Source organism: Planomonospora corallina (assembly GCF_042650625.1).
Classification (GTDB): domain Bacteria; phylum Actinomycetota; class Actinomycetes; order Streptosporangiales; family Streptosporangiaceae; genus Planomonospora_B; species Planomonospora_B corallina.
Genome location: NZ_JBHSBM010000001.1, coordinates 1 through 14,361 on the forward strand (window position 1 = coordinate 1; position 14,361 = coordinate 14,361).

The window sequence follows — 14,361 nt, forward strand, 5'->3', positions numbered from 1 at the left end:
AGTGTTCCGGTGGCGGCCTCGACGTATGCCCGGGGGCGGTGTCGAGTGCCTCGGGGTGGTGTCGGGCAGGCGGCCGGGAGCCGGGGAGTGTTTACGGCGTAAACACCCCTGTGGCAGAGGTAGAGGTTCGTGACATCCGTTCGTGCGTGGGCTCCCCGAGGGATCCGGTGTCCGGTGTCACGGTTGCGGAGCCGTTCCCGGAGCGATGCCGGGTGGTCCCCGGAGCGCTTCCGGAGCCGCATCCCGCGCACTGGAAAACGTGCGGATCGGCCTATGGACACGGGACTTTAGTGCTTCTCGCCCCCTGCAACCGGGGCGCACCTCGGCTGCACTGGGCCCGCTACGTCCGGACGGCTCAATGGAGAACGTAGGCCGCTACGGCAGGGCCTGCACCGGCCGGAAGCTTCGGTCGGAGACCTGTCTCCTGACGAAGGATCTGCGTTCTCCATGACTTTCACCAACCGCCTCCTCACCCGGATCGCGACCGCCACTCTGGGGCTGACCCTGGCCGGCGCTGCCGCCGTGGCGACCAGCGGTGCGGCCTCCGCCGACAGCGGCGAGGGCCAGAAGGTGATGCTCAAGGGTTCGACGACCGCGTCCTACTACTGGGACGACGCCTCCGGCCGCAACGGCGACACCGGTCTTCCGGCCTCGGGCAAGCCGATGCAGAAGGGCCTGGCCGCCTCCCCGTCCTGGCCGCTGATGACCGAGGGCTACGTCGTCTACAAGGGCAAGAAGGCGCCGTTCTTCGTCGGCGACCGCGGCCCGGGCGAGCCGTCGAACCGTGGCATCATGCTGGACCTGGACGCCAAGACCTTCGCCGACCTGACCGGCGGCGAGTTCAACGCCGACACCCTTTCGGTGGACGGCAACGGCGGCAAGGGCCACATCAAGGTCCAGTACGTCATCACCAAGTGGGGCAAGGGCGTCGGCAAGAAGAACCACCCCGTCCCCTTCGAGACCCGGGCCTGGTCCAAGAAGGACAAGAACCCCGCCGAGCCGGTCTTCCTGAAGACCGCCGCGAAGAAGACCGAGGACAAGGCCGCGCAGGAGAAGGCCGAGGCCGAGGAGAAGGCTGCGGCCAAGGCCACCGAGGACAAGACCGCTGAGAGCAAGGTCGCGGAGACCGAGCAGGCGGAGAAGGCCGAGCCGAAGGCCACCGAGACCGCTGAGACCATGCAGACCGAGACCGTCGCCGCGAGCACCGAGCAGACCGGCAACCCCCTGGGTGTCGTTCTGGCCGCTCTGATCGTCGTCGGCAGCGCCGGCTACGTCGGCCGCTACTTCCTGGTCGACCGGATCGCCGCCAAGCGGAGCTGACTCCGCGGGATCCTTCACGCTGACGGGCACGAGGCCGCCACCGGAAACCTCCGGTGGCGGCCTCGTCGTGTCTGTGGCCTCTCCGAGAACCGTGCCCGCGGAGCCGTCCGGGCCGACGCCGAGCCGTACCCGCCGGGGACCGTCGTGCTCGCGGATGGTGAGCGTCGAGTGTTTACGCCGTAAACACCTGAGCCCTGCCACCGCGCGGAGGTCTCGCCGTACGGGATCCGGCGGGGTCTGGCCGGTGGAGTCGAGAGTGGTCATCAGCGGCCGGATCCTCCGCGGGGTCCGAGAGCCCGGCTGGGAGCGGTCAGCCGCGTCGCATGGCTAGGAGTTCGCGACCCCGTTCCGGTGGGATCAGCCGGACGGTCCGGGGGTCGGCGAGCAGGACGACCGGGGCGAGACGGCCGTCGCTCACTGGCCGCCACTCCGCCATGGCCATGACGGCGGCCGGTGTTTACGCCGTAAACACGGCCGCCGCGAACTGGAACGAAGGCTCCCGCCATGGAGGGGAGCCGTGACGGCCACCGGTGCCGACGATCCCGGACGGAGCCCTGGGTCTGGTCGAGACGGTTGCGGAGCCGCTCCCGACCCGAGCTCGGTGACCTCCGGACCGCTCCGGGACCGCCCTCATGCGTACGGCGAAGCGCGTGGACCGTCCGGTCGTGGCGTGCTGGATGGCCGGTGGCATCGGGGGTTTAGGGTTTCCGGTCCCCTGCAACCGGGCTGCACCCTGGCCGCACTGGGGCCGCTACGTCCGGACGGCTTACTAGGGGGTGTAGGCCGCTACGGCAGGGCCTGCACCGGCCGGAACGTTGCGGCCGGACGTCCTGTCTCCGCCTGTGAGGATCTGCATCTGATGACCTTCTCCACCCGTATCGCCGCCCGCCTCCTGACCGGTGCCGCGACCGCGACGCTGGCCGCCGGGATCGTGGCCGGTACCGGGACCGCGTTCGCCGAGTCCGGCGCCGACGCCGGGGAGAAGGTCATGCTCAAGGGCGACACGACCGCGTCCTACTACTGGGACGACGCCTCGGGCCGTAACGGTGACACCGGTCTTCCGGCCTCGGGCAAGCCGATGCAGAAGGGCCTGGCCGCCTCCCCGTCCTGGCCGCTGATGACCGAGGGCTACGTCATCTACAAGGGCAAGAAGGCGCCGTTCTTCGTCGGCGACCGCGGCCCGGGCATCCCCTCCAACCGCGGCATCATGCTGGACCTGGACGCCAAGACCTTCGCCGAGCTGACCGGCGGCGAGTTCAACGCCGACACCCTTTCGGTGGACGGCAACGGCGGCAAGGGCCACATCAAGGTCCAGTACGTCATCACCAAGTGGGGCAAGGGCGTCGGCAAGAAGAACCACCCCGTCCCCTTCGAGACCGGCGCCTGGTCCAAGAAGGACAAGAACCCCGCCGAGCCGGTCATGCTGAAGACCGCCGCGAAGAAGACCGAGGACAAGGCCGCCAAGGCCGAGCCGAAGAGCGACGAGACCGCCAAGACCGTCGCCGCGGGCACCGAGCAGACCGGCAACCCCGCGGGCGTGGCCCTGGCCGCCCTGATCGCCGTCGGCAGCGCCGGCTACGTCGGCCGCCAGGTCCTGACCGGCCGGATCGCCGTCAAGCGGAGCTGAGTACGGCGCAGCTCCCCCGCACAGACAGGTCACGAGGCCGCCACCGGATCTCTCCGGTGGCGGCCTCGTCGTGTTCACGCGGGTCACTCGGTTTCACGCGGGTCACTCGGTCCGGCGGCTCCGCCGGACCGAGTGGCGGCCCCGCCTCCGCGTCAGGAGCTCCCCGGTGTTCAGGCGGTGAACAACCCTCCACCGGCGCCGCCGCGGGAGCGGGCCACGGTCTTCGGTGTTCACGCCGTGAACGCTCCTCGGCCGGTCCCTTCTGGGAGGCGGCCCCGCTGCCGGGTGTTTACGCCGTAAACACTTGGAGCCGTGGAGGCCCCAGGGCGGTCCCGGCCCCCGTCAGCGGGCGACCGAGGCGGAGAGCAGCTCCACCAGCGTCTCCAGGTCCTCCCGGGAGAGTCTGGCGCGCAGCTCGGCCGCGATCACCGAGGGCGGCCCGAGCGGGATGACCCCGTACCCGCCGCTGGAGGGCCTGCGGGGGTCCGCCGTTCCGGGCGCCGGGGCGGCGCCGTCACGCGCGGCGCGGCCCGTGCGCCCGGCGGCCGGTGCGGTTCCCGTGCCCGGCTCCGGAGCGACGGAAGCGACCGGGCCGCCGGAAGCGACCGGAGCGACCGGGGCGGCGGGAGCGACCGGAGCGACCGGAGCGACCGGCATGGCCTGTTCCTCCGGAGGGAGCTTCCCGATCTCCCGGGCGTCCTCCAGCTTCAGCGTGCCGTCCGCCAGCGCCCGCTGCAGTTCGGGCTTGAGCCTGAGCAGGACCAGGCGCTGCGAGCCCCAGCCGGGGGACTTGCCGACCTTGCGGCAGGCCTCCCGCAGCGTGATGCCGCGCAGGTCGATCAGGCGCTGCAGCGCCCGGGCCTCCTCCAGCGGCGTCAGGTCGTCGCGCTGGAAGTTCTCGATGAGGGTGCGTTCCTCGGCGGACTCGGCGGACTCCCGCACCTTGACCGGCACCTCGGTCAGCCCGGCCAGCGCGGCCGCGTGCCGGCGCCGGTGCCCGTGCTGGATGACGTACGGCCGGTCGCCGATCTTGTCGGCGTGGTGCGGGTAGGCGGCCAGCCAGACGTCCCTGGGGACGACGACCAGGTCCTGCAGCACGCCTTCGTCCCCGATGGTGTCGGCGAGCCCCTGCAGGTCGCGCAGGCTCTCCCGCGGGTTGTCGGGGTTGTCGGCCAGGTCCTCCAGCTTCACGGACTGCGGCCGCTTCGGCGTCGCCGGGGCGGCCGCGGCGCGGGGCTGCTGCTCGGGGACGGCCGGCTGGCCGACCATCAGCGCCGCGAGGCTCGTCCTCTTGCCCGCCATCAGTTCGTCCCGTTGCTGCGCAGCTGGCCGTGCTCGAGGGCGAGCCGGTAGAAGTCCTCGCGGGCCTCCATCGCGACGCGGTTGCGCGGGTACTGGGTGACGACCAGGCCCTCGGCCGACGCCCGGGAGTGGATCTTGTAGTGCCGGATCACGGTGTTGGCGAGCGGCCAGCCCTGGTTCCGGACGAACTGCAGGGTGTCCTCGAGGTCGGCGCGGCCGTCGCGCGGGTCCCAGTTGTTGGCGACGACGAGGAAGGGCAGCTTGCGCGGCTTGACGACCTTCTCGATCGTGTTGAACGTCGGCTGGAAGGCCAGCGGCTCCGGCTCGATGGGGATGATCACGTCGTCGGCGTTGTCGAGTACGGCGCGCAGTGCCTTGGCGGCCGAGCCGTCGCCGAGGGGGTCGTCGGCGGAGGTGCCGTCCGACAGGTCGAGCCAGCCGGGGGTGTCGACCCAGACGTCGGTGACGTGGGGGATGTGGCGGAGGTTGGCCAGGCCGGCGATGTCGTCGTGGGCCTGGACGAAGTCGAAGGGGAGCGCCTCGCCGACCCTCTCCGACCACCAGACGGCCGAGCCCTGGGGGTCGATGGAGACGGTGACGACCGGAGGGTTGGCTCCGGCGACTCCTCCGACGGTGTCGGCCGTGACGGCGGCGAGGTTGACGGCGAGCGTCGACTTGCCGACGCCGCCTTTCTGGTTGAGGACAACATGCACTCTGGCCACGTCGGGCTCCTGTTCCGTGTGCTTCCCGTTTGGTACTTCGGATCAGGAGGCCAACTATTCCAGATGCGCCGGGTGTTCACGGCGTGAACACCTGTGGCGTGCGGGGCGTGAACACCTGCGGCGTGCGCGCCGGAGGGCCGCCTGACCGAGGGCGGGACCGGCCCGCCATGGCTCCGACCTGCGGTTGGAGGGCGCACGCTCGGTACGGGGCCGCACCGCTGACCGGAGGCCGTCCGGGGTGGAGGGCGGGGTCACCGGCGTGTCACGCATCGCCCCCAGGAGTGCAGATCGACCGGCGGCCGGGTCGCGGGAGGTTGAGAAACGCGGCCGTATCAGGCCATGAACGGTTAGATCCTCATGGGGCGTTCTTCCGGTGCGCGGGACTGCTGAGCGTAATGTGAAATATGACCGCTATAGCCAGGGGTGAGACATATGCCTGCATCCTGGAGGCTGGCTCACGCGGCACCCCTTCGGATGATCTGCGCGCCTCGCGAACGTGACGCGCGGAGCGGGAAGGAAGAGATCACGATGATGACGATGATCCGACGTGCACTGGTGATCACAGGAACCGTTGCGACCCTGGGCCTGGCAGGCCAGGGCGCCGCGATGGCCGACAGCAACTGGCCGTACCCCTACGGAGGCTGGGGATATGGCGGACCGGGCTGGGGCAGCAGCTGGTACTACTCCAACGCCCAGTTCGCCGGGCCGTACGGGGCGGCCAGCAACTACCTCTACAGCTACGCCTGGTGAGCGTATCCGTCACGGCGGCCCGGTCTCCGGGCCGCCGTGACGGCGTTCCGGGGGCGAGACCCGCAGTCGTACACCGATCGAACATTCGAGAAGAAAGAAAGATTCGGATCAACTGATCGAATCACCCCCCCGGGCCGGCCCTGGTGCGGCCCGGCCCGGGACATGACGGCCGGAGGATCCTGCGTACGGTGACCCCGCCGACGACCCAGCCGGCGTCCCCGCCGACGACCCAGCCGACGACCCAGCCGGCGTCCCCGCCCGGCCGCGTCCGTGCGAGCGCGCGCGTCCGTCTCAGCTACGGCCCGAGCGTGCCGATGGAGAGGCGGAGCCCCATCACGGAGGAGCGGGTATGCGCAGGGTCACAATCGGAGTACGGCTGGCGGTGGCGTTCACCGCACTGCTGTCGTTGCTCGCCGGAATCGCGGTGATCGCCTACGTCGCGATCCAGGACCAGCGCCAGACCGCCGCGCAGGTGCGCGACCTCCAGGTGCTCACCAGCCAGGCCAAGGAGATCAAGTTCTACGCGGCCAGCATGAGCGGCTGGCAGAGCGCCTACATCGCCGACGTCCACCGGCTGGGCGCCGAGCGTGCCTTCGGCGGCGACTCGGTCAACTACAAGGCCTGGCAGCAGGAGCGCGAGCGCTTCGAGAAGTTCCTGCCGCAGATGGCCGTCAACGTCATGAACGACTCCGAGCGGGCGCTGTTCGACCAGGTCCGCACCGAGTCCGAGACGTACTTCGCACTGAACGACAAGATCGTCGAGACGTACCGGCCGGGCACCTCCGACGCGCTCTGGAAGGGCGACCAGCTGGCCGTCTACGACAGCTGGAGCACCTACTACCGGATCCTGCGGGCCGCCCAGCAGCTCGCCCAGTCCGTCGACCAGCGCAGCCAGGCCGCGGTCGAGGCCTCCGCCGACGACGCCGCCGGCGCGCAGAGCGCCATCACCGTCGGCACGGCGCTGGCCCTCCTGCTCGGCTGCGCCCTCGCCGTCCTGGTGACCCGGAGCATCGTCACGCCGGTCACCGCGGCCCGGGACGCGCTGCGCACCGTGGCCGGCCGCAGGCTGGACGTGGAGCTGCCCACGCAGGGGCGCGACGAGCCCGCGCAGATGGCCGAGGCGCTCAACGAGGCGGTCACCGCGATCCGCACGGTCGTCGGCGACGTCGCCGCCCACGCCGGCACGCTCGCGGACATGTCGACCCGGCTGGACGAGGTCACCAGCGTCTTCGCCGACAACGCCGCCCACACCTCCGGGCAGGCGGAGGCCGCCGCCACGGCCTCGGCCGAGGTCAGCCAGAGCGTGCGGAACGTCGCGGAGGGGGCCCGCGAGATGGGCGGCGCCATCGAGGAGATCTCCCAGAACGCCTCCGACGCCGCCCGGGTCGCGGCCGAGGCCGTGGCCGTCGCGGAGTCGGCCAACACGACGGTGGCGCAGCTGACCTCGTCGTCGTCCGAGATCAACCACGTGGTCAAGCTCATCACCAGCATCGCCGAGCAGACGAACCTGCTGGCGCTGAACGCGACCATCGAGGCGGCGCGGGCCGGGGACGCCGGCAAGGGCTTCGCGGTGGTGGCCCACGAGGTCAAGAGCCTGGCCCAGGAGACCGCCAAGGCCACCGAGGACATCGGCCGGCTCATCCAGACCATCCAGCAGGACAGCGGCGCCGCGGTCGGCGCCATCAGCCGGATCGGCGAGGTCGTCTCGGGCATCAGCGCCTACCAGATGACGATCGCGAGCGCGGTGGAGGAGCAGACCTCGACCACGAACGAGATGAACCGCAGCGTCGCCGACGCCGCGGGCGGCGCCTCCCGGATCGCGGAGAACATCGCCGCCGTGGCCTCCTCGGCCTCGGCCGTCGACGCCGACATCGCCCGCTCCCGACAGGCCATCGCCGAGCTCGCCGGGATGTCCCGGCAGCTGCGCGAGGCGGTCGGGCAGTTCCGTTACTGAGACGGCGCCGGCCGGTGCCCGCGCGCGTCCCCGCCGCGAGGACCTCCGGCACCCGGAGACCCCCCGTCCCCCGTCCCTTCGCCCCCGTCAGGAGAAGAGAGCACACCGTGCGTAACAGGAAGAAGACCGCGCTGGCCGCTCTGCTCGCGGCCGCCGCCATGACGACGGCCGGCTGCGGGGCGGAGGTGGAGCCGGTCGCGCAGGCCGCCGTCGGCGACGGCCTGGGACTGGAGCAGGTCCGCGTCGGCCTCGCCTTCGACCAGGGCGGCCGGGGCGACAAGAGCTTCAACGACGCGGCGGCCGCCGGCCTGGACCGGGCGAAGAAGGAGCTCCAGGTCGACGCCGTCGAGGTCACGCCCGGCGGGGAGAGCGAGGAGGAACGGGTCGCCACGCTGCGCAAGCTGGCGCAGGAGGGCCGCAACCCGATCATCGCCGTCGGCTTCATGTACGCCGCGGCCGTCAAGACGGTCGCGGGGGAGTTCCCCGACACCACCATCGCCATCATCGACGACGACTCCGTCAGCGCCCCGAACGTGGTCTCCCTGGTCTTCGCCGAGGAGCAGGGCTCCTATCTGGCCGGGGCCGCGGCGGCGCTGAAGTCCCGTTCCGGGAAGGTCGCCTTCATCGGCGGCGTCCGCACCCCGCTGCTGCAGAAGTTCGAGGCCGGTTTCACGGCCGGCGCGGTCAGGACCCGGCCGGGCACGGAGGTCAGTGTCGACTACGTCTCCACACCGCCGGACTTCAGCGGTTTCGGCTCGCCCGAGAAGGCCAAGAAGATCGCCGCGGGGATGCTGGCGTCCGGGGCGGACGTCGTCTACACCGCGGCCGGCGGGTCCGGCGCGGGCTCGCTGCAGGCGGTCGCCGCGCGCAGGGGGGCCTGGGCGATCGGCGTGGACACCGACCAGTACCAGACCGCCGACCCCGGAGTCCGGGACGTCATCCTCACCTCCATGGTCAAGCGGGTGGACAACGCCGTCTTCCAGGAGATCCAGGCGTTCATCAAGGGTGACCGGGGCGGCGGCGTCAAGCGCTTCGACCTCAAGACCGACGGTGTCGGCTACGCGGTCTCCAACGAGAAGGCCATCGCGCCGGTGCTGAAGAAGGTGGAGGCCGCCCGTCAGCGGCTCCTCGACGGCACCGTCACGGCGCCGACCAAGCCCTGACCTCCGGAGCTTCGCCCGCGCGGATCACCCGCGCGGGCGACGGCGTACGGCGCCGCCCGCGCTAGCCTTCCGTGCTGCCGCCCCCGCGGGCGGACCGCACACGAAGGAAGAAGCCATGCACTCCCCCGCCCCCGGACCCCGCGACCAGGCCTCCGCCCCGGCCAGGCCGACCGCCCTCGCCGGGACGGCCGCCCCCCACCGCCGGACCCGGCGACCGCCCGCCGTCTCCCCCGCCGTACGGCAGGCGTCCCCTGCCTGTCCCGAACGGCGGGTGTCCCCCGTGCGCGCCGCCCGCCGTACGGCCGCCGCGGTGGCGGCGGTGCTCGCCGCCGGCGTGCTCGCGGCGTGCGGGGCGGACTCCCCCGCCGCCTCCGGCGGGTCCCCGGAACCACGGTCCTCCGCGGGCGCCCACCGGCTGGTTCTCCCGCCGCCGCAGAAGGCGGGAGCCCTCCGCCTCGACGGCATGTGGCCGTTCCACGACCGTGAGGAACTGCTGGAACGGCGGCCCCACGTCGGGGACATCCCCGTCCGCGACGCGGTGCAGGTCCGCTACGAGGAGATCGAGAAGGCCGAGGGCCGCTCCTGGACCCGGGCCGTCGTCTTCACCGGTTACGAGGCGACGGTCGAGGCCGACCGGCGGCAGCGGGTCGTGGACGACGTCATCGACGGCTTCCTCCGGAGCGACGCGCCCGACCACGACTTCGACGTCCCCGCAGAGTCCTTCGGCGGCGGCGCCCGCTGCGTCGGACTCGTGCTCGCCGGTTCGGAGACCGGCCTGTGCGCCTGGGCCGACGACGGCACCGTGGGAGTGGTGTCCGGCGCGAACTTCACCGCCGCCGAGCTCAAGGAGATGCTCCCCGACCTCCGCGCCGCCGTCGAGCGCTGACCGGCCGTCTCCGGCCCGGTGGCCGGGCGGCCCCGTCCACACCCGCCGGACCGGGCCCGCCGGACCGCCGCACCCGCCTTCCCCGGGGGACAGGGTCTCGGCCGCCAAGCTCGGTGCGGACGCCGACAAGCTCACCAAGGCGATCCGGGACGAGACCGCGCGCCTGAGCGACGGGGAATGCCGGATCGCTGTCGTCGCTGATCGCCGACGCGGCGTCGATGCGCCGTCATCGGGAGTTTCCGGTACGGCCTCCGCCGCCCGCGGGTCTGCGGGCCAGCAGGTAGCCCTGCGGGTGCCTCTCTCCCCCTTCGGGCTCGCGCAGCAGCCGGGCGGCCACCTCGAACCCGGCCCCGGCCAGCAGGTCGGCGAACAGGTCGAGCGGCCACCGGTAGGCGGGCGCCACCTTGTGGTCGTACGGCTCCACCGTGCGCATCGACCTGTCGCCGGACATGAAGGCCAGCAGCAGGTGGCCGCCCGGGGCCAGCACCCGGTGGAACTCCGCGGCGACGCCCGGCAGCTGCTCCGGCGGGGCGTGGATGGTCGAGTACCACGCCAGCACGCCGCCGAGGCAGGCGTCGGGCAGGTCCAGCTCGGTCATCGAGCCCTCGGTGAAGCGCAGGTGCGGATACGCCTGCCGGGCGATGGCGACCATCCGCGGCGACAGGTCGATCCCGGACACGGTCACGCCGAGCTCGTGCAGGTACGCCGCCATCCGGCCCGGTCCGCACCCGACGTCGGCGACCGGGCCGGCGCCGGAGGCCCGCACGAGTTCGGCGAAGACCCCGAGCATCGCCCGGTCCATCGGCATGCGCTCCAGCGAGCCGTCGACGAACTCGGTGTAGGAGACGGCCATGGCGTCGTAGGAGGCGCGGGTGACGGTGAGGAAGTCCGGCTCGGTCATGGAGGAGCACCGTACCCGTCCCGCCTGCCCGGAAGATCGTCCGCAGGGAGGATCGACACCGGGACCACCCGCCGGGCCGCCGGAGCGGGAAGCGGGCTGAACGCCGACCCGGAGGAGCGGGTTTGCCGTACTCCTGTGGAGATGCACGCGGCGAGCCCCTCCTGGACGCGGAGATCCCGGCTCTCCGACGACGCCGAAGACCGAAGGAAGAGACCCGGCCCACGGAGAGGGCCGGGTGGTATGCGCCTCCACCGCACCACGGACATCCGCATCACGACGGTCAGGCGGAGCCGTCGCAGGCGGGGAAGCCGAGCAACAGGTGGCCGCCGGGCGCGAGCACGCGACCGAACTCGGCGAACGTGGCGGGGAGCCGCCCGGGCATGATCCCGGCGTAGTCGGCGGCGACGGAGTCGTAGGCGGCGAGGAGGTCCGGCTCGGTCATGCCCAGACCGTAACCCACCGTCCCCGGGGGAGATCGTCCACGCGGACGACCTCCCCCGGGCGGCGCCGAACCGCCGCCCGGCGGGATCGGGAAAGAGCAGAGAGCGGTTCCGCCGGCCCGGTGCGCTGCGACGCGGGCTCCGGGAGAATGCGATGCTCGGCGTCGTGGTCCGCCAGGCGGACCCGGGCGACGGCGGCCCTGATCCACGCAGCGCTGTACGGTTCCCGTTCCGGTCGCCCGGCCGGGAGAGCGATTCCTCCTCGTCAGGAGGGGTCGGCCGCGCCGAAGGGGTTGTCGATGACGTAACGCCACCGCCCGTCGGCGCCTCGCCGGGCGACGTCGGTCGCCGTTCCGGCCCGTGAGGAACAACGGAACGAAAACGTACGCTAAGAAACGATCTTGAGGGGTGGTCCGGCCTCCGATCGTCGGCCGAGCAGGTGCTTGGCGTACGTTCCTGTTCCGAAACACCTGTAGTCCGCGCGGGTTCCGCTGGCGCGCTCACGCAACCTGCGCGTCACTACCGACGAGGTGGCGGGGCGGATGTCTTGGCGAGGTGGCGGTAGATGGTGGGGCGGGTGACGCCGAACTCGGCGGCGATCTGCGCCACGGTGTAGAGGCGTTTGCCGTCTTCGCCGAGTTCGTCATACATCGCCTGGGCCAGCCGTACCTGGCGAGGGCCGAGCTTCGGCCGCTGCCCGCCGGTACGGCCCCGGGCGCGCGCGGCGGCCAGGCCGTCCATCGTCCGCTCGCTCATCAGGGCGTGCTCGAACTCGGCGATGGCGCCCAGGATCTGGAAGAACATCCGCCCCACCGCGGTGGAGGTGTCGATGCCCTGGTCGAGGACGACCAGGTCGACGCCGCGAGCTTGCAGCCGGCCCGACAGCTCGATGAGGTGTTCCAGGGAGCGGCCGAGCCGGTCGAGCTTGGTGACCACGAGCTGGTCGCCGGGCCGGTTGGCCGACAGCAGCGCCTTGTCGAGCTCGGGGCGGCGGGCGAGCTTGCCGGAGGCGGTGTCGATGAAGACCTGCTCGCAGCCGGCCGAGGTCAGGGCGTCAGCCTGGGCCTCGGGGTGCTGGTCGCGAGTGGAGACGCGTCCGTAGCCGATGCGCATACCCTCGACCGTATCGCGAACCCCCTAAATCGTGACATTGGCGCGGACACGGCATGCGTTACACATCCCACCTGCGGGAACGGCAGGGCGTTCAAGGTGTAACGAGAACGATCGTTTCCGATACAAGCGACCGGAAGGCATCCGGCGCCCAGTCCGCGTACAGGCGAGACCACCGATTTTACCTAAATCTTGACATTTAGTAATCCGCCGCAGAGCATGATCGAGGTCCTTGATCATCAACTCCGGAGGAGAACTGGTGCGGCGATCCCCCTCGGTCGTCCTCGTCGCCGTCACGGCGGCGATGCTGGCCTCGGCACAGCAATTACCTGCGGCCGCGAGCCCGGCCCCCGCCCCGCCCCCGGCTGCCCAGCCGACTCCACCACCCGGCGAGTTGCTCGGAGCGGCGACCCAGGACCGGCGCGTCACCAGACAACCCGACGGGCGCCTGGTGATCGAAGCATGGACCCAACCGGTGCGGGTGCATCGCGACGGAGCCTGGCGGTGGATCGACCCGACCCTTGTGGAGTCGGACGGCGTGCTGCGCCCCAAGATCACCGCCACCCCGGTGGAGTTCACCTCCGGCGGCGCCGGCAAGCCGCTGGCGACGCTGACCACCCAGGACGGCAAACCGGTCGCCTTCACCTGGCCGACCGCCCTGGCCCGCCCGACGGTCACCGGCGGCAAGGCCGTCTACGCCGATGCCGCGGGCCCCGGCTCGTCGTTGGTCGTCACGGCGCTGCCCACCGGCTTCCGCTGGGAGATCGTGCTGAAGTCCCGCCCGTCGAAGAAGACCGCCTTCACCCTCCCCGTCCAGGCTCAAGGCCTCGCCGTCCGGCCGGGCAGGAACGGTGCCGCCACCATCGTGGACGGTGCCGGCCGTGAAGTCGCCCGCTCGACCGCGGTCGCCATGCGTTCGGCGTCGGCGCCGGGCCGGCGCCGGGTCTCCGCCAAGAAGACGGCGCAGACCCGGACCGTCGAGCCGGACACCGCGTTCCGCACCAGCCCCAAGATGACGGCCCAGGCTCTGACCGTCGAGCCGGACGCCGCGTTCCTCGCCGACTCCCAGACGGTCTACCCGGTCACCATCGGCGCGACCGTCGCCACCGCCGCCAGCAGCGACGTGGACATCAGCAACGAAGGCAACCAGGCCGACCCGGATTCGGCCGTGCTCACCACCGGCAGCATCTTCGGCACGCTCAACCGCTCCTATCTGAAGTTCGACGGCACCGCGCTGGCCGGCCAGGACGTCGTGGACGCCACGCTGACCCTGACCAACACCGACGGCCCCGGATGCGGCGAGACCGCCAGTGGCATCCAGGTGCGCCGCGTGACGAGCGGGTGGGACGCGGCCACGCTCACCTGGGACACCGCGCCGTCCTCCACGGCCGAAGGCGCGAAGGTCATCACCCAGTCCTACGGCCCGGACTGCGGCATCGGCCCGCTGCAGTGGCCGATCACCGACATCGCCCGGGCCTGGGCGGAGGGTTACCCCAATTACGGCCTGGTGCTGCAGGCCCCCGATGAGAGCGGCGCGGACGACGACTACCGGATGCTGGCCTCCTCCGAGTACGGCTGGCCGGAGCTGACCCCGAAGATCACCGTGACAGCTCAGCCGGCTCCCGGCCCCACTGTGGTGAGCCCCGCCGGACCCGACGGCGTCGAGGTGTTCACCGCCCCCGCCGCCTGGAAGCTCGACACCCTGCCCATCCCCACCACCAGCGCGCACGCGCTGAACAGCGCCTATGACCGCGCCCAGGGCAACGCCGCCGTCTTGGCGCCGCCCTACTTCGACCCGGTGAGCGGGCAGGTCGTCGCACCGGCGACGCCTGCAGGCCAAGGCACCGCGGGCCAGGTGCTCACCGGCACGGCGATCGACAACGGCGACGCCGATGAGACCATCCCGGGCTACTTCGAGGACGAGGACTCGGCCGTGGTCCCGGCCGTGCCTCCCGCGCAGACCGGCTATTGGAGCACCCCGCGGGTCGTCGAGGCCGCCAACAGCTACCAGACGCTCAACACCATCATCGATGAGGTGCTCGACCTCGATGACGCGATCCCGGCGGGCACCGAGCTGTTCGCCACCCACATCTGGCCCGAACGCAACCTCGTCGTGGTGCAGTCCACCGACGCCTCCGCGCAGCTACGCAAGGCCCTGGCCGACCGGTACGGCACCTACAACGTCG

The 14,361-nt window shown here is 71.7% G+C and carries 12 protein-coding genes; 7 read left to right on the forward strand and 5 right to left on the reverse strand.

The genetic code is table 11. From position 1 onward, the window contains the following. Nucleotides 1-447 precede the first annotated feature (447 nt). Both ACFOWE_RS00005 and ACFOWE_RS00010 read left to right on the forward strand, forming a co-directional pair. Nucleotides 448-1,320, forward strand: a complete 873-nt coding sequence (locus tag ACFOWE_RS00005; RefSeq protein WP_377284623.1) for a hypothetical protein — start codon at nucleotides 448-450, stop codon at nucleotides 1,318-1,320. A gap of 859 nt (nucleotides 1,321-2,179) precedes the next feature. Beyond that, a complete protein-coding gene (locus ACFOWE_RS00010; RefSeq protein WP_377284624.1) occupies nucleotides 2,180-2,947 on the forward strand; it encodes a hypothetical protein in 768 nt (255 codons plus the stop codon). A 342-nt stretch (nucleotides 2,948-3,289) separates the two neighbouring features. On the opposite strand, the gene ACFOWE_RS00015 is transcribed toward ACFOWE_RS00010, so the two are convergent. After that, the gene (locus ACFOWE_RS00015; protein WP_377284625.1) at nucleotides 3,290-4,249 is read right to left on the reverse strand and encodes a ParB/RepB/Spo0J family partition protein; all 960 of its coding nucleotides are present in this window, start codon (nucleotides 4,247-4,249) and stop codon (nucleotides 3,290-3,292) included. Next, complete coding sequence (locus ACFOWE_RS00020) at nucleotides 4,249-4,971, reverse strand: ParA family protein (RefSeq protein ID WP_377284626.1); 723 nt, start codon at nucleotides 4,969-4,971, stop codon at nucleotides 4,249-4,251. The genes ACFOWE_RS00015 and ACFOWE_RS00020 overlap by 1 nt, the downstream gene beginning before the upstream one ends. Before the next feature lie 537 nt (nucleotides 4,972-5,508). On the opposite strand from ACFOWE_RS00020, the gene ACFOWE_RS00025 reads away from it, so the two are divergent. The 4 genes from ACFOWE_RS00025 (at nucleotide 5,509) to ACFOWE_RS00040 (ending at nucleotide 9,724) form a co-directional block, all read left to right on the forward strand. Beyond that, nucleotides 5,509-5,721, forward strand: coding sequence for a hypothetical protein (locus ACFOWE_RS00025; protein ID WP_377284627.1), 213 nt, complete (start codon nucleotides 5,509-5,511; stop codon nucleotides 5,719-5,721). A 349-nt stretch (nucleotides 5,722-6,070) separates the two neighbouring features. Continuing rightward, entirely contained in the window at nucleotides 6,071-7,675 is a 1,605-nt protein-coding gene (locus tag ACFOWE_RS00030; RefSeq protein ID WP_377284628.1) for a methyl-accepting chemotaxis protein, read from the forward strand. Between the two features lie 107 nt (nucleotides 7,676-7,782). Then, nucleotides 7,783-8,838, forward strand: coding sequence for a BMP family lipoprotein (locus tag ACFOWE_RS00035; protein ID WP_377284629.1), 1,056 nt, complete (start codon nucleotides 7,783-7,785; stop codon nucleotides 8,836-8,838). A 115-nt stretch (nucleotides 8,839-8,953) separates the two neighbouring features. Further along, a complete protein-coding gene (locus ACFOWE_RS00040) occupies nucleotides 8,954-9,724 on the forward strand; it encodes a hypothetical protein (RefSeq protein ID WP_377284630.1) in 771 nt (256 codons plus the stop codon). Nucleotides 9,725-9,950: 226 nt separating this feature from the next. On the opposite strand, the gene ACFOWE_RS00045 is transcribed toward ACFOWE_RS00040, so the two are convergent. From ACFOWE_RS00045 to ACFOWE_RS00055, 3 genes are all read right to left on the reverse strand, one after another. Continuing rightward, on the reverse strand, nucleotides 9,951-10,625 hold the full coding sequence (locus tag ACFOWE_RS00045; RefSeq protein WP_377284631.1) for a class I SAM-dependent DNA methyltransferase: 675 nt from the start codon (nucleotides 10,623-10,625) through the stop codon (nucleotides 9,951-9,953). Nucleotides 10,626-10,905: 280 nt separating this feature from the next. Then, nucleotides 10,906-11,067 (reverse strand): hypothetical protein, encoded by a 162-nt coding sequence (locus ACFOWE_RS00050; protein ID WP_377284632.1) that lies wholly within the window; start codon nucleotides 11,065-11,067, stop codon nucleotides 10,906-10,908. Between the two features lie 517 nt (nucleotides 11,068-11,584). Then, entirely contained in the window at nucleotides 11,585-12,178 is a 594-nt protein-coding gene (locus tag ACFOWE_RS00055; protein WP_377284633.1) for a recombinase family protein, read from the reverse strand. A gap of 229 nt (nucleotides 12,179-12,407) precedes the next feature. On the opposite strand from ACFOWE_RS00055, the gene ACFOWE_RS00060 reads away from it, so the two are divergent. Beyond that, nucleotides 12,408-14,361 (forward strand): DNRLRE domain-containing protein (locus tag ACFOWE_RS00060; protein ID WP_377284634.1); only part of this gene is annotated, 1,954 nt, incomplete at its 3' end.